The organism is Bacteroides togonis (genome assembly GCF_900130135.1).
Classification (GTDB): Bacteria; Bacteroidota; Bacteroidia; order Bacteroidales; family Bacteroidaceae; genus Bacteroides; species Bacteroides pullorum.
The window spans coordinates 2235651-2255557 of record NZ_LT670820.1; the positions used below are offsets into that span (position 1 = coordinate 2235651).

20 protein-coding genes and 1 tRNA gene are annotated in these 19907 nt (G+C 36.9%); 19 read left to right on the plus strand and 2 right to left on the minus strand.

Going from position 1 to position 19907, the window contains the following annotated elements:
• The 14 genes from BQ8005_RS09575 to BQ8005_RS17390 all read left to right on the plus strand — a co-directional run bounded on the left by BQ8005_RS09575 (position 1) and on the right by BQ8005_RS17390 (position 14578).
• The gene (locus BQ8005_RS09575; protein ID WP_075317883.1) at positions 1-993 is read left to right on the plus strand and encodes a hypothetical protein; all 993 of its coding nucleotides are present in this window, start codon (positions 1-3) and stop codon (positions 991-993) included.
• A gap of 379 nt (positions 994-1372) precedes the next feature.
• Positions 1373-1594 carry a hypothetical protein gene (locus tag BQ8005_RS17205; RefSeq protein ID WP_111936067.1) on the plus strand — a complete coding sequence of 74 codons (222 nt, stop codon included), beginning with the start codon at positions 1373-1375 and terminating at the stop codon, positions 1592-1594.
• A gap of 230 nt (positions 1595-1824) precedes the next feature.
• Positions 1825-2307 carry a hypothetical protein gene (locus BQ8005_RS09580; protein WP_075317884.1) on the plus strand — a complete coding sequence of 161 codons (483 nt, stop codon included), beginning with the start codon at positions 1825-1827 and terminating at the stop codon, positions 2305-2307.
• Between the two features lie 61 nt (positions 2308-2368).
• Complete coding sequence (locus BQ8005_RS09585) at positions 2369-4177, plus strand: DEAD/DEAH box helicase family protein (protein WP_075317885.1); 1809 nt, start codon at positions 2369-2371, stop codon at positions 4175-4177.
• A 584-nt stretch (positions 4178-4761) separates the two neighbouring features.
• Positions 4762-5379, plus strand: coding sequence for a helix-turn-helix domain-containing protein (locus BQ8005_RS09590; RefSeq protein ID WP_075317886.1), 618 nt, complete (start codon positions 4762-4764; stop codon positions 5377-5379).
• Between the two features lie 371 nt (positions 5380-5750).
• A complete protein-coding gene (locus BQ8005_RS09595) occupies positions 5751-6761 on the plus strand; it encodes a DUF3871 family protein (protein WP_075317887.1) in 1011 nt (336 codons plus the stop codon).
• Between the two features lie 296 nt (positions 6762-7057).
• The gene (locus BQ8005_RS09600) at positions 7058-7651 is read left to right on the plus strand and encodes a tyrosine-type recombinase/integrase (protein ID WP_075317888.1); all 594 of its coding nucleotides are present in this window, start codon (positions 7058-7060) and stop codon (positions 7649-7651) included.
• Between the two features lie 362 nt (positions 7652-8013).
• Positions 8014-8286 (plus strand): hypothetical protein, encoded by a 273-nt coding sequence (locus tag BQ8005_RS09605; RefSeq protein ID WP_075317889.1) that lies wholly within the window; start codon positions 8014-8016, stop codon positions 8284-8286.
• A 738-nt stretch (positions 8287-9024) separates the two neighbouring features.
• A complete protein-coding gene (locus BQ8005_RS09610; protein WP_159436232.1) occupies positions 9025-10392 on the plus strand; it encodes a hypothetical protein in 1368 nt (455 codons plus the stop codon).
• Between the two features lie 10 nt (positions 10393-10402).
• Entirely contained in the window at positions 10403-11269 is an 867-nt protein-coding gene (locus BQ8005_RS09615; protein ID WP_075317891.1) for a penicillin-binding transpeptidase domain-containing protein, read from the plus strand.
• Positions 11269-11904 carry an XAC2610-related protein gene (locus BQ8005_RS09620; protein WP_075317892.1) on the plus strand — a complete coding sequence of 212 codons (636 nt, stop codon included), beginning with the start codon at positions 11269-11271 and terminating at the stop codon, positions 11902-11904. Before BQ8005_RS09615 ends, BQ8005_RS09620 begins: the two co-directional genes overlap by 1 nt.
• 21 nt (positions 11905-11925) lie before the next feature.
• Positions 11926-12390, plus strand: coding sequence for a hypothetical protein (locus BQ8005_RS09625; protein ID WP_075317893.1), 465 nt, complete (start codon positions 11926-11928; stop codon positions 12388-12390).
• A gap of 382 nt (positions 12391-12772) precedes the next feature.
• Positions 12773-14059, plus strand: coding sequence for an IS1380-like element IS942 family transposase (locus BQ8005_RS09630; protein ID WP_055235773.1), 1287 nt, complete (start codon positions 12773-12775; stop codon positions 14057-14059).
• 427 nt (positions 14060-14486) lie between these two features.
• Positions 14487-14578 (plus strand) — tRNA-Gly (locus tag BQ8005_RS17390).
• Between the two features lie 130 nt (positions 14579-14708).
• On the opposite strand, the gene BQ8005_RS17670 is transcribed toward BQ8005_RS17390, so the two are convergent.
• Positions 14709-14981, minus strand: coding sequence for a hypothetical protein (locus tag BQ8005_RS17670; protein WP_234984026.1), 273 nt, complete (start codon positions 14979-14981; stop codon positions 14709-14711).
• Positions 14982-15042: 61 nt separating this feature from the next.
• Complete coding sequence (locus tag BQ8005_RS17060; RefSeq protein ID WP_159436233.1) at positions 15043-15207, minus strand: hypothetical protein; 165 nt, start codon at positions 15205-15207, stop codon at positions 15043-15045.
• Positions 15208-15423: 216 nt separating this feature from the next.
• On the opposite strand from BQ8005_RS17060, the gene BQ8005_RS09640 reads away from it, so the two are divergent.
• The 5 genes from BQ8005_RS09640 to BQ8005_RS09660 all read left to right on the plus strand — a co-directional run bounded on the left by BQ8005_RS09640 (position 15424) and on the right by BQ8005_RS09660 (position 19740).
• Positions 15424-16329, plus strand: a complete 906-nt coding sequence (locus BQ8005_RS09640; RefSeq protein ID WP_075317894.1) for a helix-turn-helix transcriptional regulator — start codon at positions 15424-15426, stop codon at positions 16327-16329.
• 37 nt (positions 16330-16366) lie between these two features.
• The gene (locus tag BQ8005_RS09645) at positions 16367-17302 is read left to right on the plus strand and encodes a hypothetical protein (protein WP_159436234.1); all 936 of its coding nucleotides are present in this window, start codon (positions 16367-16369) and stop codon (positions 17300-17302) included.
• A gap of 3 nt (positions 17303-17305) precedes the next feature.
• Positions 17306-18565 carry an MBL fold metallo-hydrolase RNA specificity domain-containing protein gene (locus tag BQ8005_RS09650; protein ID WP_075317896.1) on the plus strand — a complete coding sequence of 420 codons (1260 nt, stop codon included), beginning with the start codon at positions 17306-17308 and terminating at the stop codon, positions 18563-18565.
• 30 nt (positions 18566-18595) lie between these two features.
• Positions 18596-19183 (plus strand): metallophosphatase domain-containing protein, encoded by a 588-nt coding sequence (locus tag BQ8005_RS09655; protein WP_075317897.1) that lies wholly within the window; start codon positions 18596-18598, stop codon positions 19181-19183.
• 125 nt (positions 19184-19308) lie between these two features.
• Complete coding sequence (locus BQ8005_RS09660) at positions 19309-19740, plus strand: DUF6078 family protein (RefSeq protein ID WP_075317898.1); 432 nt, start codon at positions 19309-19311, stop codon at positions 19738-19740.
• Positions 19741-19907 lie beyond the last annotated feature (167 nt).

Genomic DNA, 19907 nt, shown 5'->3' on the forward strand with positions numbered 1-19907 from the left:
ATGTCAAAAGAAGAACTGCACCAAATAGAAGAACTGCCCGATTTAAAAGTGTCTTGGCATGAAAGCTACAAATACCTTGCTGAACCACTATTAGAATATGTGTGGGAAGTAGCCAATCACTTCCTGCCCGATTATGAAGATGTGTCCGCTGCACCTGCCATATTTGCCAACAGATATGCGGAAAGAAACTTATCCGTTGAAGAAAGGTACGAGAGAACCCAAGAAATGAAAACTTTCAAAGGAACTTTGGAAGAATACAAGAAACGGGAATACAGAAAGCTGGATGATTCTTTCAAAGAGAAGTTCCTGACTAATGAAGATTTACAGAATACCATTGAAGCATATAAGTTGGACGTTAGCAAGTTTTGGTATCTACTTCTGTTCGTATATGACTTTATAGAGGATATTGGCACAAACGCACCTGCATTAAATAAGTCTGTACTGGAAGATTTTAGCTATTTTCATGCCAATCTATTGGAAGCTACCAGTATCACCTTAAAGAAGAACAACAAGAAAAGCTATGTTGTTGAAAGGGAGGACACAATCAGAATCATTCAAGCAGCCTTGCAGCATTTTGTCAATACATATAGCGATATTATACATAGTGAACAAGATAGAGAAACTATGATTAAACAATTAAAGGACATAGGTTTGAAGGGCTTTATCAGAAATGACTTATCGTCAAAAATCAGCTTTACAGACAAGTTCAGTCTTGACATATCTTATAAGAAGTGGAAGTTTACGGATATGTTTCTTTTCTTCATTGAAAAAAGAAAGGCTACCACCATCCCCAATAAAAAGGTAAAGGTATCTAAAGACAAGATGATGCTTGTTTCAAGGCTTATCTATACAGTAGGCTATGATGGCAAGAGATATAATGAAGAATACGATTCGGAGGGTAACAAGAACAGAATGTTATCCAATCTCCTTAGAAGATACAAGAACGAGAAATTCCCGTTTGTTATAGCTAATAACTACATGGTAGTTTCTTAAAGAACATACATAAAACCATAGCAGAAATGCGTACTGAAAGGGCTGTTCTTTTCGGTACGCATTTTTTTTGCGTACTGGAATAGACACGTTTTCTACACACATGGGCATTAGCTAAAATACTTTGTCACCCTTTATTTCTGCCCTAATTTTGCAATGTCAAAAGGACGAGAGGTCTAAGAAATCGTTGAAAGGAATCATCCCAAAACAGAGGACGAAAGTCAAGGGAGTTCTCTCCGAAGAATAGTAAGGGGGAATAGAAATCGGTAAAATTTCATTTCTTAAAACGAGATTGAAAGCCCCGTAATTTTGCAACGTAATTAAGAAACAAGTGCGCACGAGTTTATGATTACAACATTTAAAACATTAAAAAATAATTCTTATGGAAGAAATATATATCAAAAGTAGTGCAGAAGAAGAGAAGCACATCTGCTCAATCTGTGGTGAGGAATACATTGGTTATGGAAACAATGCGCAACCAGTCAATGATGGACGTTGCTGTGATGAATGTAACCGCAGAACGGTAATTCCCATAAGGGTAATCCTTATGAATAGCAAGGGAAGAAGCACAGAGGAGAATTACTTCTTACAACAACAAGATTAAGAATCTTGTAATATCAAAAGCACGAGAGGACATTGAAAAGTTAAACGGAAATGATTCATTCCATTCAGCATATTAAGGAAGTTCACTCCGAAGAATAGTAAGGGAGAATCAAGGTCATTACCGATAACCAAGTAAACAAATCTCTGAATTTTGATAACAACAATCAGCGACTATAAGGCGCCAATGTCAATGATTGCATTAACCGATTATTTAATTTAAAATTTAAGATTATGAGCAATTTCAATTACAATTTTGGTACAGAGAATGCTGTTAGAGTTTACGACAATCAAGGCGCATACAACACCTTGCAGGAAATGATAAAGCGTAAGGAACAACTGATAGTGAAGTTTTACGGCAGCAAGGACAATACACGTTGTGCATGGATAGAATCCGCTCACGTGGCAGGATTCAAATATCAACTGAAAAGCGCATCCTATCAAGGCTTGTTGAACTACTTATTCAAAGGTGACGTGACAGACTTCGACACAAATCCGAAAGAAGCGGACACGTTGAATGAGGACGAGGACTTCCAGCTTGGAATACTGAAAGCAATGATTGAAGCAGGCAAGACAATCCAATATGTCCCGTTGTTCAGAGAACATCCCGACTATATCAGTGCAATTCTTCCTTGTCTCAAAGGAAAGATAATGTTCAGAATCAAACGGACAGAAGCAACTTTGAACTATCTACGTGAGCAGAAACAAGCTATCTAATCAACCAAAAGTAAAGGGGGAGCTTCCCCCTTTTTTATTAGCTATTTAAATGATAAGAAAGATGAATAATAAAGAGATAACAGTCAGCAAAAAGGCAAACGGGAAAATCCAATACTTGACAGAGATTCTGCCCGAAATACCCACCAATACCATATTATATAAGAAACTTACGGGACTTGGTGCTACTTATGGAGAACTGAAAGCACACCGTAATTCAATCATCATAGAGCCGAACAAACCCGTTATCAGTGGAAAGTGTAAAGAGCCGAAGCATGGAAAAGACAATCTTTTCGGGGTATCTGATGGTGTCTATGCGGATGACATAGTGGCATACATGGAAAGGAGTATCAAACAGAACAAGTATTTCAAGATTCTCACCACTCCCGAAAGTTTCCACAAGGTGCAGGAAGCGTTTGAAGAAATGGATATGGATATACGCTATAACAGTTTTCTATTGTTCGATGAATGCCATAAGATAGTCAAGGATTCAGGTTTTCGTCCAGATATAACATTACCTATGGACTTGTTTTTTGAATGTGAAAACAAGGCATTGGTATCTGCCACTCCCATCGAGTTTACAGACCCGCGTTTTGAAGAACAGAAATTTCAGACCATTACCATCAAACCCACATTCGACTATGTAAAAGACATGAATCTCCATGCGACCAACAATCTGTTGCAGGCAGTAAAAGAAGTGTTCGCAGGTCTGAAAGGTAATTGCTTCATATTCTGCAATTCCACAGATACCATCTATTCACTGATACTGCAACTTGGCTTGTTGGACGAATCCGCAGTATTCTGTTCCGAAAAGAGTGTGGAAAAGCTGAAAGGCTTGAAGTTTGAGAATGTTTCCGATATATGGGACAAGGACATAATGAAGCGTTACAACTGGTTCACTTCACGTTTTTATAATGCGGTGGATATTGAACTTGAAGAGAAGCCTGCCATATTATTACTGACAGACTGTTATTTTGCGGGCTATACCGCATTCGACCCGAATACGGACACAATTCAATGCGTGGGAAGATTCAGAAACGGTGTGTCCTCCATCCACCATATCAGTAACACTAACCGCAATTTCATGGTGAGAAGCAAGGAGGAACTGAAAGGACGCATCTCATGTTGGAAAGACGTGTACGATATGTTACAGAACCATTATGACTATGCGACCACCGTTTCCGCAAAAGACGCATACGGTACAATACTTGTCAGTCTGCCCTATGCGGAGATGCTGGACGAGAAAGGAAGAACCAAACACTTCAAGATAGACAACTACATCAATACGGAGTTGGTGAAAGGATATTATAATTGTCCCCAAAATCTGTATGAAGCATACAAGAATTGCGATGCTTTTACAATCAACCATTATAGCGTTTTAGATTATAAGCTCGGTGATTATGAAAGATTGCAACGTACCAATAAAGCAAATTCCATCAAGGAGAAACGTAAGATAATGGTGCAACAACTTGAATTGCTCGGTGAGTGCCAAACGGAAATGGAATACCAATTCAAAAGGGACTTGGAGAAAGCGGACAGTTTCATTGTGGAAGCATACGACAAAATAGGCAAGGGAGAAATAGAACGGTTGAAATATAACCGCAAGAAAATCAAGGAAGCAATGATTATTGCGGACTACCATGCTAAAATTACGGGAACAGAAGTCTCACAGATGATATACAACTCTTTTGAAGCGGGCAAATGGTATTCCCGAAAATTCATAAAAGAAGAAATCAGCAGGATATTCAGTCTGTTCGGCATTGAGCCAAAGAAAGCGGTAACATCACATACTATTCTTGATTTTTTTCATGCGGTGGAAAAGAAACGGAAAAATATAAAAGGTTATCAACTGACCATGCGGAAAGGCGTATAGGCGAGTACTTTTTTTATGAAGAAATTCCTATATATACCCTGCTTAAAAAAAGTACCTGTACCTGCCTATACAGAAAACCATCTTTCATTTATACAAGATTATAGGACAGATGCAAACCGTGTCTATCCTATAATCACCAAAAACGGTTTGTTTTCTCACTGACTGATGATTGCACCGATTTTACTTGGAACTTTTTAATACAATGAATAAGATAGCGTATCTGAAAATACAGAAATCCAACCTCATAAAAACAGCATCCTCAAAATCCAATTCTGATTTTCCAAAAAGAGGTATTCATTTTAGGGAGTATGCCCCGTTCATTTCAAGGGGTACGGAGTGTTCATTTTAGGTGGGTCGCTTATAAATACCTATATATAAATACCTACCTACCCGATTTTTCAAATCGGGACAGTTTAGTTAATTCTCAAAATCTTATATTTAATTACCTATGATTATCTATTTGCCTACAAAAAAGACATTCACGAATCAGAAAGAAGCGAAAAATCACTTCGGAAATCACCATTACAGAAGATTGGTAAAGAAAGGAGATATTTATTTTACTAACTATAAACATACGGTTGCTAATGACCTCATACAGAAAGATAACATCTAATATCGCAGGAAAACTTAATCTGCTGGAAACATACTTGTTCTATTGTTTGGCTCTCTGTTCCAATTGCAATACAATGGAATCACACATAAAACAAGATAACCTAACTAATTTCTACGGAATTAAAAAGACAGACCAAATAAGAGAATGGCTGCATAAGTTTGAATCCTTTGGATTGGTAAACATAAATAAGTCCGTTGTTCACGGACAATATGGAATATTCAACAGATGCAGTTACGAATTAGATACAGAACATTATGTTCTCATAACTAATAAGCTATATGACGAACCGATAAGCAAGGAACTTAAAGGCTTTCTTATCCTACTGAAATGTAAATGTTTAAACGGAACTAACACTACTCTTTACAGCCAAAACAGATTAGCGGAAGAACTGGGCTTATCCAAAGGTACAATATCGAAATACATTAATGAAGCCGAAGAAAAAGGCTATGTAAAGAGAAATAAGAAAGGAATACACCTGCTTAGAGAAGATATATTTCTGAAAACTTCTGAAAGCCAATTAGCTATAATCAAAAATGTATATCCCGAAATAATCACTGATGAAGACCTTGCAAGAGGTTACGTTGTTTAATATATCGTCAAGCCGTAAGTAACCCTTGCGGCTTTTATTTTTGGCACAGAACCACAGCCCCACATTTTCCACGATTCCAATTTTCTGAATACTCCCACTTTAGTCAGAGTTATATAGCACCTACTTTATAATATGCCACATATACCTAATACCATTAAAAAGACTACCTAACTAAAGAGTCACCTATATACAGTTTAGCTAAAAATCAAGAAAGCGGATATATAAGATACTTAATACAGAAAGCCCCCTCCCCATGCAGCCAGTAACCCGAAATATATAAGAGTGTCTGCCTCTCGTGCCCACAACCTCCAATAGTCCCCCTCTGTACATTGATATAAAAAGAATTATTAATCATTTAAACTTTTATCAATATGAGAAATTTAGTTATCATGCCAACAGAGAGAAAAACTTTGAATTTAGGTGAGTTTGCAGAAGAAGCAACCATTATTGAAGAAACTGCAACACCTAAAAGGGTAAATCACTTCATAGAGGCAAACACACAAGAAGTAACATTGCAACATTTGAGAAATGACTGTATTATTCCAAGTTTTGCATCAATGGAAGAAACTATAAGCCATCAATCCTTTATAGGTGCAGTAGTGGATGCAGCCAAAGATTACTTTCATGGGGAACAGTTTGACATGCCAGAGATTAGAATCTCTCATCCTATCAATGGGCGTATTAGTTCAGCAATGGGAAAGAAAGCATCTGAACTGACAGAGGAAGAGAAAACTTTGTTCTATCAACGTATGTGTTTCTGCTTTGAAATTCCATCCATTGTACATGATGAATATGGAAACCGCTTGGCATTATCCATAGGTGGGGTGAGAGCCTATAATGAGATTAATCTTTACAGTAAAAAATCTGTGGAGAAATTTAAAATCTTTATAGGCTTTAGAAATAGAGTATGCTCAAATTTGATGCTTACCACTGATGGTTTACAAGACAGGGTGGAAGTGTTGAATGTGCAGGAACTTTATGCAGCAGCATTGAATCTGTTTCATGCTTACAACCCATCCAAAGACCTGCATTTGCTAAGGACACTTGGGCAAATGTCTATTTCTACAAGTGAGTTCTGCCAAATCATAGGCAGAATGAGGTTATATCAGGCTCTTACACCCAATCAACAAAAGCACCTACCACGCCTATTGTTGGGGGACAGTCAAATTAATGCAGCTTGCAGGGCTTTTGTTTCTGATGCAAACTTTAAGAGTACAGGGGATAGCATTACAGGCTGGCAATTACTAAACCTGCTTAATGGCTCTGTAAAATCAAGCTACATTGACAATTTCTTAGAAAGAAACTTGAATTGTACAGAGTTTGTGCAAGGCATACAACGTGCCAAGTTGGGAGATAGTGAATATTCTTGGTTCTTGGGCTAAACTAACTGAAAGGACATCTATTTATTAGGTGTCCTTTTTTTTGACAACTCAAAATACTACAAAAATGGAAGATAATGGAAAATTGATTTTATGGGGCACATTGGTAGTTATACTACTGATAATAATTGGTATCATTAATCCTTTTTTGCTGATACTGATTATTGCAATCTTTACTTATCTGCAATCTTAGTTACACTTTCTAATAGAAGTGAAAGTAATTTGAGAATCAGATTATTACAAAATGATTCCCGAATTTACTTTCACTTTTATAGTCAAACCTACAAAATTGAAACAATATGAGTTTGAAGAATAGCTATACAACAAGTGATTGCCTACAATGGGACAGTGCCACAAACTTGGTGAGAAAGTTATATAGGGATAAGAATTATAGAATAAGCCTGCTTGTTGGGTGTGGCATATTCTTTGGTTTACGCATTAGTGACCTATTGCAAATTACTTGGGGAATGCTTCTAAGCAAAGATGCAAAGTTTACCATTACTGAAAAGAAAACAGGCAAACGTAGGGAAGTGAGAATTAACAAGGAGTTCCAAAAGCATATCAAAGACTGTTATACTGCTTTGGATATTCAGAGTTTGAATGAACTTTGCTTTTTATCGGGAAAAGGTAAGAACAAGGTCTATTCTATCCAATGGATAAACATTGTACTTAAAGAACTGAAAAGCAAGTACAATTTAAAGATAGACCATTTTTCTACCCATTCACTTAGAAAGACTTTTGGCAGGAAAGTATTTGAATCCTCTGAAAATGCAGAATTGGCTTTAGTTAAGCTGATGGAACTATTTAACCATTCAAGTGTAACCATAACTAAAAGATACTTGGGACTTAGACAAGAAGAACTGTTAAATACTTATGACTGTTTGAATTTCTAACTAACTGCTTGGGATGGGACAAAGTTTGAAATTTCTGTTGTTATCATACCATTTTCAGAAATAGAGAACTTTGTCCCGTTCTCTAATATACAGCAACTTTCAAAAACTGCAATGTAAGAAGAACTGTAAATAATGGATATATCTAAATCTGATAGGGCATAGTTCCAAGCCAAACAGATTGCGATAACGTAGCTAATTCCGCATTGGTGCAAGCGTAAGAAAATAATCTTTTTAAAAAGGCATGATATGGCTTGTAGTTTATGGTATGTGCGATTTTGAAGCAAATTTATCCTCACAGATACCGCTATAATTGCAAATGAATCACTAATTTTGTGGTCTAATTAACTAAAAGCGTAATAGATATGGAAGATATGTTCTCTTTAGGTAACGTATTGTTATACGGTGAGTTCCCAAGTAAAGGCAAGGAAAACAGTCTTACGGGAGAAATGGCAGAGTTGTTTATCTCAAAGATTTTCGGGGTTACAGTTCTCAAATTGAAATATGAAGATGTCTTATATCCAGTTCTAACCACAAATGACTGTGATATTTACAAGGCACAAACCATAAAAGGAGAGAAATATTTCAAGCATGAAGACCTTGATGAGTTGATACAAGCCATTAAAAAGGCAAAGTAGTAAACTGATTCTTAAAGAGTTCGTAGCATTTGCGGACTCTTTTTTTATGCCTATTATGAAGATTAGATACTCCTTTCATTCATTTCTTAATTAGGCTACAAACCTATATACCTTATAATCTCTAATAGAACTACATTTTTCAATCCGCAGAATCTACGGGTACTTTTTTCGGGAAGAAATCTTCTTATAGACCCCGTTCAAAAAAAGTACCTACTTATGGAGTTATGGAGAAAAAAGTTGATAAATAGCTAATTACCTACTAAGAATATGCTTTGGAACATTTAGAATTGCATTTATCAGCGTTTTATCTTTAGCTATTCAAAACCTTTCGCTAACTTTGCAACAATTTCAGAAGTCTTAATGCTCTGAAAGGACATATTTAACGAAAGGTGTTATTGAGATTATCTTCTAAAGTCAAACTTCGCAACTTTGATATTGGAATGAAGATGATAGCAATAGCACTCACACATTTGATATATAATCATCTATTAGGTGAACTATATACCTTTTGGTGTGGGGCTATTGTTTTATCCATTCCAAAGGTATTGCGAAGACCTGACTTTAGGGTAAGACAAATATAGTTCCCACACCTTATTTTTTTCCGCTTTCTTCGGGGAATTGGGAAGCATATCTAATTAAAGGATATGACATATATTATCGTATTTCTCATTTTGATTGTCATTTGGAAGGCAGTTGAAGAACAGTAACTACATAATAACCTCAATACTTAATTCTACTATGGCGGAAATTTCAGACATACTCAAAATAGGTAAAGATAAATACTTAGAAAAAAATATTGAACAGAAATGTTATAACCCTTTCAGAGAATGGATTTTTGGTGAATTTATCTGTTTTCGAGCTTATATTGAAAATGGGATAATGAAATATGAAATTTATAGTAAGATAACTCATGTTCCATTGGAAGAATTAAAAAATTCTGATAGAAGTTGGAGATATTCTATAAGTAAAGAGGATGGGGAATTTGCCATAAAATACGGTATAGAATCATATTTTATATGGCGTAATTTTTGGGTGTCTGATTATCGTAATTATTTATGTTCTAATAGTGATGATTATGATGATAAGATTAAAGAATGCGATGATGACATAGCTGAATTTTGGAAAGATTTTAATAAAGGCTTAAATCGTGAATTTAAAAAACTTGAAGAAAAGCATAGAAATAATGAAGATATGTTTTTCTATACAGAGGTACGGTTAATGGAACAAAATTGTTCGTGGATGATTGATTGTGCTTGTGACGATTTTAGACAGCAACAGAGAAAAGAGGAAGAAGAATATAAAAGGAAGCGAGAAGAGATTGACAAGAAACTTGAAGCCGAAAGACAAGAAGCCGAAGCACGTAAAGAGAAATTTAGATTCAACCAAAGGAACAAGCATCCACTTGATTCTACTATATCCTTTCGTGCATCTGACCATCTTTATATAGTAAATGGAGTTTGTTTAGAATCTGTAACAACCTTTGTTAGCAACTGTTTTCCGAAATTTAATACAGAGCTTCATGCAAAACAGAAAGCTGGGGCATTAGGAATATCCGTTCAAGAAGTAATAGAAAAGTGGGAACAAAAAGGAAAAGAAAGCAGGGATTTAGGCACTGCAATGCACAAAAAAATAGAGAATTATTACCAAGGTATTGATTCTGCAAATGATGATACATTTAATTTGTTTAGAATATTTGCGAACAACATTAAATTAGTGCCATATCGTACTGAATGGGCTGTATATGATTGGGAGTACAAACTTGCAGGGACTATTGATTTCGTAGATTGCCAAAACGGACAATATACAATTTATGATTGGAAACGAAGTGATAAAATCATAGCCAGTGGTATGCCTATAAAAATAAATAAATATGGAGAAAAAGGGAATTATCCTTTGGAGCATATAGATAACTCACCTTATTATCATTATGCGTTACAGCTAAGTCTATACAAATTCATTTTAGATAGAAATTATGGTATTAAAATAGATAAATTAAGATTGGGTATCTTCCATCCTACATATAACAAGCCATATCTTTTGGAAGTTCCATATCTTGAAAATGAGATTAATACTATTTTTAATTTGCGTTCAGAAGTTATATTTTAATTATAGAGTTATGGCGAAAATATTTTATGTTATAACATTAGCTATATTACTTATATCTTGTAATTCTAATAATGGTAAGACAAAACAAGTTTCTACCATAGACAGCACTTTACAGGTAAGTGTTGATTCTATCCTGCAAAACAAGTTATCCGAACTTGATGCTACGGTAGGACAAGTTGTCGTAATGGAAGTACAGACGGGAGAAATCAAGGCTTCTGTTGGTTCTGATTCTATTCTTCAAGAATCGGGATTAGTGCGTACCGCTTCACTTTTGGGAGCATTGGAAACAAAGGCAATCAAACTATCCGATACGATAGATGTTGGTAATGGCATTTTAGTTATTGGTAAAGATACATTGTGCGACCATAACTGGCATAGGGGTGGATATGGGAAAATCACAGTGGAACAAGGCTTCGGACTTGCATCCAATATCGCCACCTACAAAGTAGCGAAAAAGGCATTTGAGAACGGACAAGCCTTTGCGGAAGCACTGGCAAAATACGGTTATCAAGTGAAAGGCACAAGTCTTGTTTATAATCCTTTGGGATATGGCATTCTCACCACTCCATTACAGAACTTGACTTTCTTTAATTACATAGCTAAAAGTAAGACTGCCATAAAAGAAGCATTGGAATACTCTGTTTCTAATGGATTAGCTAAACCTGCCCAATCAGATAAAGTTAAAGTAGCTGGAGCAACGGGAACAATTCAACTTCCGAACGGTGAATATGCGGTAGAATTTTGCGGTTACTTCCCTGCCGATAATCCGAAATACAGTGTTATCGTTACCATTAATAAGACAGAATTGCCTGCAAGTGGTGGACTGATGGCAGGTGATGTCTTTAGGCATATTGTTGATATTATGAATGAAAGATAATGAGAAGATTGCTATTTATCATTATTGGACTACTTAGTTTAGCAGCTTGCAAAACAGACAAAACATCTGTTCCGCAAGAATTTGAGTGCTTTAATCAGCCACATATCTATATAAAGTACAAACAACCGATAAACGGATATACAGTAAAGGTAATGTGGCTGCAATATGGTGAGGTAGGTAATGCTCTATTCTGTTTAGAGAAACAAGGAGTACAATATTACTACTTTGCGGAGAAATGGACTGATAAGATTCTGTATGATAAAGATAACACATATCCGAACAACACTGTTATAGAATTGGACTATACAGCCAAATTAGAGAGCGAAGAATATCTTTCGGATGATTCCCCTTTCTTCTTTTCTGATGTTGATTTTGACGGTGAAGAGGAGTTCATTATCAACTGCTATAAAAGTGGTTCAAGGGATTCCAATGCCTATGATGTGTACGATGTCAGCCCATACGGTTACTTTATACGGAAAGCAGAAGCACCATTTACAGAATTAGAAAACGGACAATGTGAGTTTGATTCAAAGAACAAGACCATTACTGTTTACGGCTCTAATGGATGGAACAATACTATCAATCATACATACCAACTAAAAGGGAATAAATTTGAATTCGTACAATCAGAATAACTATTTAAATATCAAACAGAAATGAAAACATTTAGATTAATTGGAATGGTTTTATTAGCCGTAGTAATGTGTGTGAATTTCACTTCTTGCAGTAATGATGATGAAGAACAAGGAGAAACTTACAGTGTTGAAGGTACTTGGCTAATGCAAAGTTTAAAGGGTTACATTGAAACTGCTGACAACAAAGAAATTTTGGATGAAAGTTATCCAGACTTGCAGGAAAGTAAATTGATAATTACTAAAGTTTCAAATAACAAATATAGATTTGAAGAACACACATATAATAATGGTACATGGGAAGAAGAAGATGGTATATACCCTGAACTATCAGGAAATATGTTCACTATAACGCCTCATCAGCTGGATATATTTGATACAGCCGAAATAAAATATTTAGATGAAACAAAATTAGTATTGGAATTTATCGGTAATGATTATGACCAAGAATGGTGGTGTTATACATGTACTTTTATAAGAGCAAAATAATTAAGAAAAAAGCCAGCCTATCCTTACGGATAAGTTGGCTTTTTCAGTTCTGAACAAATATCTATTAACCATAAACTATGTGTTATACAACTCTATTCAGAGTTACGGAGAATACCAAATAATCAAAGTATATTTTCAGCGAGTAGATTTTTAAGAAGAAACGGCTTTCTATACTCATTACTGATTTTACTACCACTACTCTATTATATATTAGAAACACAGTCTATGAATACTTTTTAAGTAAACCTTAATTCCGCAACACTATAGTTTAACATTATTTATAAGTGCCTGAGCAACAAAAAGTTGCCCAGGATTTTGCCATGTCAGAATTTTCACTTACCTTAGTGTTGCGAAAAGAAGACAAGCAAAACTCTAATATGACATGGCAAAGATACAAATAAAATCTGAGAAACTCACTCCTTTTGGAGGAATTTTTTCTATTATGGAGCAATTTGATGCTCTTTTAGCTCAAACCATAGATTCCACCTTGGGATTGAGATGCACTATGTTTGGTTATCAATATAGCGAAATTCTACGCTCTCTGATGTGCGTATATCTTTGTGGCGGCTCATGTATTGAGGATGTTACAACTCACTTGATGAAACATTTGTCTCTTCATCCAACTCTTCGCACTTGCAGCGCAGACACCATATTGCGTGCTATCGAAGAACTGACTTGTAAGAACATCACCTATAAATCTGCTTCTGGCAACTCCTATGATTTCAATACTGCAGACAAGATGAACTGCTTATTGATCAAAGCCCTGCTTGCTACTGGTCAATTGAAATCCGGTCAAGAGTATGATTTTGACTTTGACCATCAGTTCATTGAAACAGAGAAGCATGATGCAAAACCAACCTACAAGAAGTTCCTGGGCTATAGTCCAGGTGTGGCAGTCATTAACGACATGATTGTCGGTATTGAAAATAGAGACGGCAACACAAACGTGCGCTTCAACCAAAGAGAGACTTTGGAAAGAATCTTCAAGCGACTGGAGGCATCAGAAGTATATATATCCCGTGCCCGCATGGATTGCGGCTCATGCTCGGAGGAAATCGTAGATATGGTAGAGGCTCATTGCAGGCATTTTTATATTCGTGCCAACAGATGCTCTTCCTTCTACGATTCCATGTTTGCCTTGACTGGATGGAAAACTGTTGAAATCAACGGTATTGAATTTGAGCTGAATTCCATCCTTGTTGAGAAATGGAAAGGAAAACCGTATCGTCTTGTCATACAGAGACAAAGGCGAATAGATGGAGACCTTGACATTTGGGAAGGCGAATATACCTACAGATGTATACTGACTAACGATTACAAGTCGAGTGCAAGAGACATCGTGGAATTCTACAATCTTCGTGGTGGCAAGGAACGCATCTTCGATGACATGAACAATGGCTTTGGCTGGAATCGATTGCCAAAATCGTTCATGGCACAGAATACTGTATTCCTGCTTATGACAGCTCTCATCAGAAACTTCTACAAAGCTATTATGCAGAGATTGAAAACCCATGAATTTGGATTGCGTGCCACCAGCAGAATCAAGACCTTTGTTTTCAAGTTCATCTCTGTTCCTGCGAAATGGATTAAGACATCACGTAGGCATGTATTGAATATTTACTCAGACAACAATGCTTATGCCAACCTGTTCAAGACAGACTTTGGTTAAAGACCATGCTTTTCTGGTTAAACCAGCGTATTACCTCAAGTCGCTTTATGGGGTAAGGGGATTTTGTGTCTGCGACATTTCTGTTGTGCAAGAAATATGTACAATAAAATGAATTTTGTCGCTTTGCAAGCAAAATCCCACTAAACCCTATAGGTTGCGGATTTGAGGGTAAAGAGAAAGCTACTCTATACTATTATGTACTATATCATTAGATAGATAAAAAACTGATAGTCAAAAGCAAAACTATTAGAAAGAATCATTGCATAACAGCATGATATTTACTAACTTTGTGGTGCAGTTGCAATACTGCAAAGAGATTATTAATTTATTTATTATGAACCATTCTTGGCACTTGACCTTAAAAGTCAACCAAGACATCAACCAATAGTTTCTAAATAGAATCAGATACTAAAGATAGCTATCATAAAAGGAAGTAGCTCAGTTGGTTGCCTTTAATCCGCAGGATTAAAGGACATTAGCCTTCCAAGCTGAGGGTCGCGGGTTTGAGTCCCGTCTTCCGCTCTTAAGAGAATCAGATAGTTATCGAAAGATTTCTATCTGATTTTTGTTCTCAAGGGGTGCTAATTCTGCACGGAACTATGCGGTTGAAGTCAACCAAGAAGTCAACCAAAAATTTTATAGGACCATATCAGCTCCTTTTTATCGACAAAAACAACCGACCCAACTTAATTATTGGTTGTCCAAGATAAGTAGATGTGATATAACCGTTTTCTCTGGCCCAGCCTACAGCCTTATTGCGTATTTCATCTGGATAATAAATGGAAATGATTTTCTTGTTTAACAAGTCCCTCCACATGTTTTGATGAATGTTAACATTGTGGATATCCTCAACACGACTAATGCCTAAAGCTATACACACTGGACTATTGCAGAGATCCCCCTTATCTTCAGTGATATTCATATCAAAATGCTGTTTGATACCGTCAACTAACTTTTTAATCTCCAATAAATCTTTGCATAGGTCAATGCTCAATGATTTCTTTCAGTTCTGCAACTGCATACTTATGAAATGTATGCTCTGCATCTATCTGTTTTAATCCAAACGATGTAAGAAACTCAAGAGACTGGATTGCTCTTTTTCTTGCGAGTGCCTCCTTCCTATGAAGGTCTTTTTTCTTTGTTGCCATAATGTTGTATATACTAATGATTATTTGTTTCTGAATGCAAAATAACACCTTCAATATGCAATAACACTGCATATCTTACGCTATTATTAAAATCATATTCACATATGCAGTGTTATTACATATATTATATGTACTTTTATAGCATAAATAAAAGGTATTGTATAAATTACAGATGTTACAGATAATACTTGAAGAATAAATAATAACACAATTCGTATGATTAGTAAAACCTTCAATCGATATATCTGGTTGTTGAATACTTTGCTTCAGCATGGACGATTAACCTTTGAAGAAATTAACAACCGATGGCAAAACAGTTGTCTCGGTGATGGCAAGCCCCTTGCTCTAAGAACTTTTCATGTTCATAGAAATGCTATAGCTGAGCTGTTCGGAGTAGAAGTGGCATGTGATGCTTCTACCTATGAATATTACGTGTCATCTCCTGAAACTTTGCGAAATGACAGGACTCGTCAGTGGTTGCTCAACTCATTCACCCTCTCAAACATGATTGAAGCCGGACGGAATATGAAGGACAGAATTCTTTTTGAGGACATTCCAAAAGGAACAGAATATATTCAAACGGTTATTGAAGCAATGCAGTGGAACAAAGAGCTACGGATAGACTATCAGCCATTCCATGGAAGCAGAGCTATGTTGCACATTCAACCTTATGCAATGAAGGTTTATCATCAACGTTGGTATATCGTGGGGGTTCTAAAGGAGCAAAAAGGGATTCGTAACATAGCCTTGGACAGGATATTGAATATGGAACTCACAACAGTAACATTCCGATATCCAGATGATTTTAATGCGGAGGAATACTATTCCAATACTGTAGGAATCTTTGTAAATGACAAGTTAAAGCCCCAGAAAGTTCTTGTAAGGGCATTTGGCATCCATGTAGAATACATGCGTACTCTTCCTCTTCATCATACTCAAAAGGAAATAGAATGTAAGCATCAGCAATACAGTGACTTTCAATATTGCTTGTGTCTCACTCCCGAACTTACGAGCCAGCTGCTTGCGATGGGTGAAAAAATAGAGGTTCTGGAACCCGTAGAATTAAGAGAAGAAATCAAGAATAGATTATTAAACACACTTAATCGTTATCATGATGAATAGAAATCAGTATCCTAAAGGAAGTAAAAACAAAAGTTCTATGAAAAAAAGAAGTATCTCAAGCAGTTTTTTGGAACAACTAAAGACCGGTAACTTGAAATCCATTACAGACTATGTAAGAGTTGACCCTTATTTAGATCTGGAACTGAGAGGCGATAGCGTTATGATATATTATAGAGGTGGGAAAGTTCTTACAGTCGATGAAAAGGGAGTTCTTACAGGTCTGGTTGATGAATACTATCTGTCGCCTGATACGGAGAGAATCCTACCTTCTATTGAAGGTTTGCATGACTACTTGGCTCATGCAAAACATATTGTAGATATTCATGAATCTACCAAAAACAGTAAATTAGGAGAGAAGGAAATACAGCAAAGGGTGGTTTACGAAAACAATCTGTCTGTGAATGCTGACAAAACAGATTATTTCATTGCCGATGTAGAATGGGCTGATAATAAAGTTTTGAAAGGCCGCGTAGACATCGTGGCCTTCTGTTGGAAACATAAAAAGCCACGTAATCGTATTGTACAGCTGACTTTGATAGAAGTAAAGCAAGGTGATAAGGCAATTAAATCATTGTCAGGACTAAAGAAACATTACGAAGACTATCTTTCTTTTAAAAAAGATCAGGAATCTGTGAACCGTGTGGCTAAGGACATGCTTCTTGTTCTAAAGCAGAAGAAAGAATTAGGTCTTGTGAAAGGGTTGGATAATCTATTTGAGAAAAAGGTTACAGAAAAAGATGTTTGGGGTAAGAAGGTGCAGCGACAAGTAGAAGTTGAACCTAAGATAGAAGTTGAACCGGATTTTCTGTTCCTGCTTACTAACTATCATCATTACAGCTCAAATCTTCAGATTGAATGTGAGGATAAGGATTGGACAGATGATTGCAAATTTATCAATGCTTCTTTCTGCGGATATGGGTTGTATAAGGATCTGATCAAGACAAAAAAGGAATTGAAATTTTATTCTAAATAAAATATGAATATCAAGATACACAGAGGCCTTGATCAGATAGGTGGTTGTATTACAGAGATTTCTACAGATACTTCCAGGGTTTTCATTGACTTTGGTCAGAATCTTCCTGGATGTGGAGAACCGACTACACCAGAGGATGACGAGCAAATGGTTCAGGCTATTTTTTCTCAGAACAAGAAGCAACATGAAGCTGTATTCTATACACATGGTCACGAGGATCATGTGGGGCTGTTTGAGTATATTCCAGACAAAGTTCCTCAATATATGAGCGAAGGAACCATGAAGTTACTTTCCATTAAATATGGACTCTTATCGGAAGGTGCGTCACTTAAAATGAGCGAATTGCGGAAACAGAATTGTACTTCAGAGGAATATAACGATGCGGACAGTAACCAGAAAAAGGTTGAAAACAAATGTAAGCTTCTCAAACGTATATGTATCTGGAAAAGGACTGCTCCGCATAAGGTTCCGAAAAGTATTATAGTCGGCGATATAAAGGTAACTCCATTTTTCAATTGCCACTCCATTTATGATTCGTACATGTTTCTGATAGAGGCAGACGGCAAACGGATCTGGCATACTGGTGACTATCGGGAGCATGGATATATGGGCAAAGGACTTTTTCCGACCTTAAAAAGGTATGCCACCCATATTGATACGCTGATTACAGAAGGAACCATGCTGAAACGTGAAGACAAATGTATTCACGAACGTGATGTTTCCGGCAAGATGGCTTATGTGATGCGGGCTTTTAAATATGTATTTGTGCTTGCTTCTGCTACAGACATAGAGCGACTTGCTGCAATCACAGAAGCTGCAAATGGAGCAGGTAAAACGGTGTATGTGTGGTCAAAGTTTCTGAAACAAACAATGGCTTTCTTTACAGATCAAGAAGGAGAACTCTCTCATGGTTTGTTTTCATTCCATCCTAAATTTTACAATCAACGCCTTTTGAAAAGCGTAAAACGGAATGGCATGGTCATGATTGCAGGTTCATCACAGAAAGAATGTATCAATGGACTTATTAATGAACTTCCTCAAGAAGAAACGTTGCTTATTTACTCATCGTGGGATGGTTACTACAAAGACCCGGTACAGATCAAAGTAAATCCAATGTATAAGGAATTTCGTGAAATGTTCCATAATGTAGTTGATATACATACATCAGGGCATGCAGACCGCAAAACAATAGAGAAGGTTATCAGAACAATTAACCCCAAAAGGATTATTTGCATTCATAAGGAAGCTGATGCTGAACTATAGTGTTTAGGTAATCTATTTTATAATCAGGCAGTGAAAATCCTACAAATATCAGATACTCACAACAAACATCATTTGCTGGTTAATCTTCCAGCAGCTGATGTTATTGTTCATTGTGGCGATTTTACCGAACATGGCACAGAAAAGGAAGTTCTTGATTTCCTTAATTGGTTCATTATGCTTCCTTATAAACACAAGATATTCGTTACAGGGAATCATGATACATGCCTTTGGAATGCAGAAGCCATTGAAAACTTACCGAAAAACGTTCACTTCCTTCAGGATAGTGAATGTAAAATAGAAGGCATAACATTCTTTGGACTGGCATACAATCATTCCGAACAAGTCATTCCTCCTGATGCAGATGTATTGGTCAGTCACGAACCTCCATTTATGATTCTAGATAAGGATAATAATATCCATTGGGGAAATGCCGATTTGAAAAAAAAGATATTGGAGGTCAAACCTCGCTATCACTTTTTTGGCCATATCCATGGAGCTTACGGTACAGAGAAACACCATGGAATCGTCTTCTCAAATGCCGCATTATTTTATGAATCTTTTCAAATGGAAGGTAATTTCCATCTATTGAAATATAAACCAAAAATATTTGTTTTGTAAATTGATATATTGTAGTAGAGAAAATACATAACACAATTTTATTCTCCTGCATCTCTCGGTTACCTGTTGTATTTCTGCCCACTTTTTCTTATCTTTGGAACAGTTAGAAGCCAATCGTACAAACCATGGAAAATTTCGATTACTCTGTAGTACCCCGTGGATTCGGCCATTGCATAGCCAGCTGCCCGCAGGCTGCGACCTGCCTGCGCCACATCGCTTACGAACACCTGCCCGCTGACAAGGCTTTCGTCCGAATGCTGGTGCCACACATGGCCGAACAGGCGCAGGGAAAATGCAAATACTATTGTTCCAACGCCAAGGTACGCTATGCCAAAGGATTTGCCCGAATCATCGACGAGCTGTCGGTGAAGCAGGCGGCTGCTTTCCGCGAACGGATGATAGGAAAGATGGGAAGAAAGAACTATTACGCCTCGCGCAAGGGAGACCGGCTGCTCCCGCCCGCCGAACAGAAGCAGGTACGTTCCGTACTCCGCTCGCTGGGAGCACCGGACGAGAACTGTTTCGACGGCTACACTGACTGCTTTGTCTGGGAATAAACGACGGGCCCCCTGCCCTCACAGCATGTTTCCGCGTGTTTCCGCAGGGGGAACCCCGTTTCCCCTATAAAGAAACGGTCGTTACCATTGAAGGGAACGACCGTTACCATTGAAAGGGAACGTCTGTTTCCTTTAAAGGGAACGGGCGTTTCCTCGTAGGGGAAACG

Bases quoted from the DNA above. Each gene is read 5' to 3' on its own strand.
- BQ8005_RS09585 (WP_075317885.1), top strand. From the start codon at position 2,369: ATGAATAATAAAGAGATAACAGTCAGCAAAAAGGCAAACGGGAAAATC.
- BQ8005_RS09620 (WP_075317892.1), top strand. From the start codon at position 11,269: ATGAGAAGATTGCTATTTATCATTATTGGACTACTTAGTTTAGCAGCT.
- BQ8005_RS09590 (WP_075317886.1), top strand. From the start codon at position 4,762: ATGACCTCATACAGAAAGATAACATCTAATATCGCAGGAAAACTTAAT.
- BQ8005_RS17205 (WP_111936067.1), top strand. From the start codon at position 1,373: ATGGAAGAAATATATATCAAAAGTAGTGCAGAAGAAGAGAAGCACATC.
- BQ8005_RS09575 (WP_075317883.1), top strand. From the start codon at position 1: ATGTCAAAAGAAGAACTGCACCAAATAGAAGAACTGCCCGATTTAAAA.
- BQ8005_RS09610 (WP_159436232.1), top strand. From the start codon at position 9,025: ATGGCGGAAATTTCAGACATACTCAAAATAGGTAAAGATAAATACTTA.
- BQ8005_RS09650 (WP_075317896.1), top strand. From the start codon at position 17,306: ATGAATATCAAGATACACAGAGGCCTTGATCAGATAGGTGGTTGTATT.
- BQ8005_RS09595 (WP_075317887.1), top strand. From the start codon at position 5,751: ATGAGAAATTTAGTTATCATGCCAACAGAGAGAAAAACTTTGAATTTA.
- BQ8005_RS09600 (WP_075317888.1), top strand. From the start codon at position 7,058: ATGAGTTTGAAGAATAGCTATACAACAAGTGATTGCCTACAATGGGAC.
- BQ8005_RS09580 (WP_075317884.1), top strand. From the start codon at position 1,825: ATGAGCAATTTCAATTACAATTTTGGTACAGAGAATGCTGTTAGAGTT.
- BQ8005_RS09645 (WP_159436234.1), top strand. From the start codon at position 16,367: ATGAAAAAAAGAAGTATCTCAAGCAGTTTTTTGGAACAACTAAAGACC.
- BQ8005_RS09640 (WP_075317894.1), top strand. From the start codon at position 15,424: ATGATTAGTAAAACCTTCAATCGATATATCTGGTTGTTGAATACTTTG.
- BQ8005_RS09660 (WP_075317898.1), top strand. From the start codon at position 19,309: ATGGAAAATTTCGATTACTCTGTAGTACCCCGTGGATTCGGCCATTGC.
- BQ8005_RS17670 (WP_234984026.1), bottom strand. From the start codon at position 14,981: ATGAATATCACTGAAGATAAGGGGGATCTCTGCAATAGTCCAGTGTGT.
- BQ8005_RS09605 (WP_075317889.1), top strand. From the start codon at position 8,014: ATGGAAGATATGTTCTCTTTAGGTAACGTATTGTTATACGGTGAGTTC.
- BQ8005_RS09625 (WP_075317893.1), top strand. From the start codon at position 11,926: ATGAAAACATTTAGATTAATTGGAATGGTTTTATTAGCCGTAGTAATG.
- BQ8005_RS17060 (WP_159436233.1), bottom strand. From the start codon at position 15,207: ATGGCAACAAAGAAAAAAGACCTTCATAGGAAGGAGGCACTCGCAAGA.
- BQ8005_RS09615 (WP_075317891.1), top strand. From the start codon at position 10,403: ATGGCGAAAATATTTTATGTTATAACATTAGCTATATTACTTATATCT.
- BQ8005_RS09630 (WP_055235773.1), top strand. From the start codon at position 12,773: ATGGCAAAGATACAAATAAAATCTGAGAAACTCACTCCTTTTGGAGGA.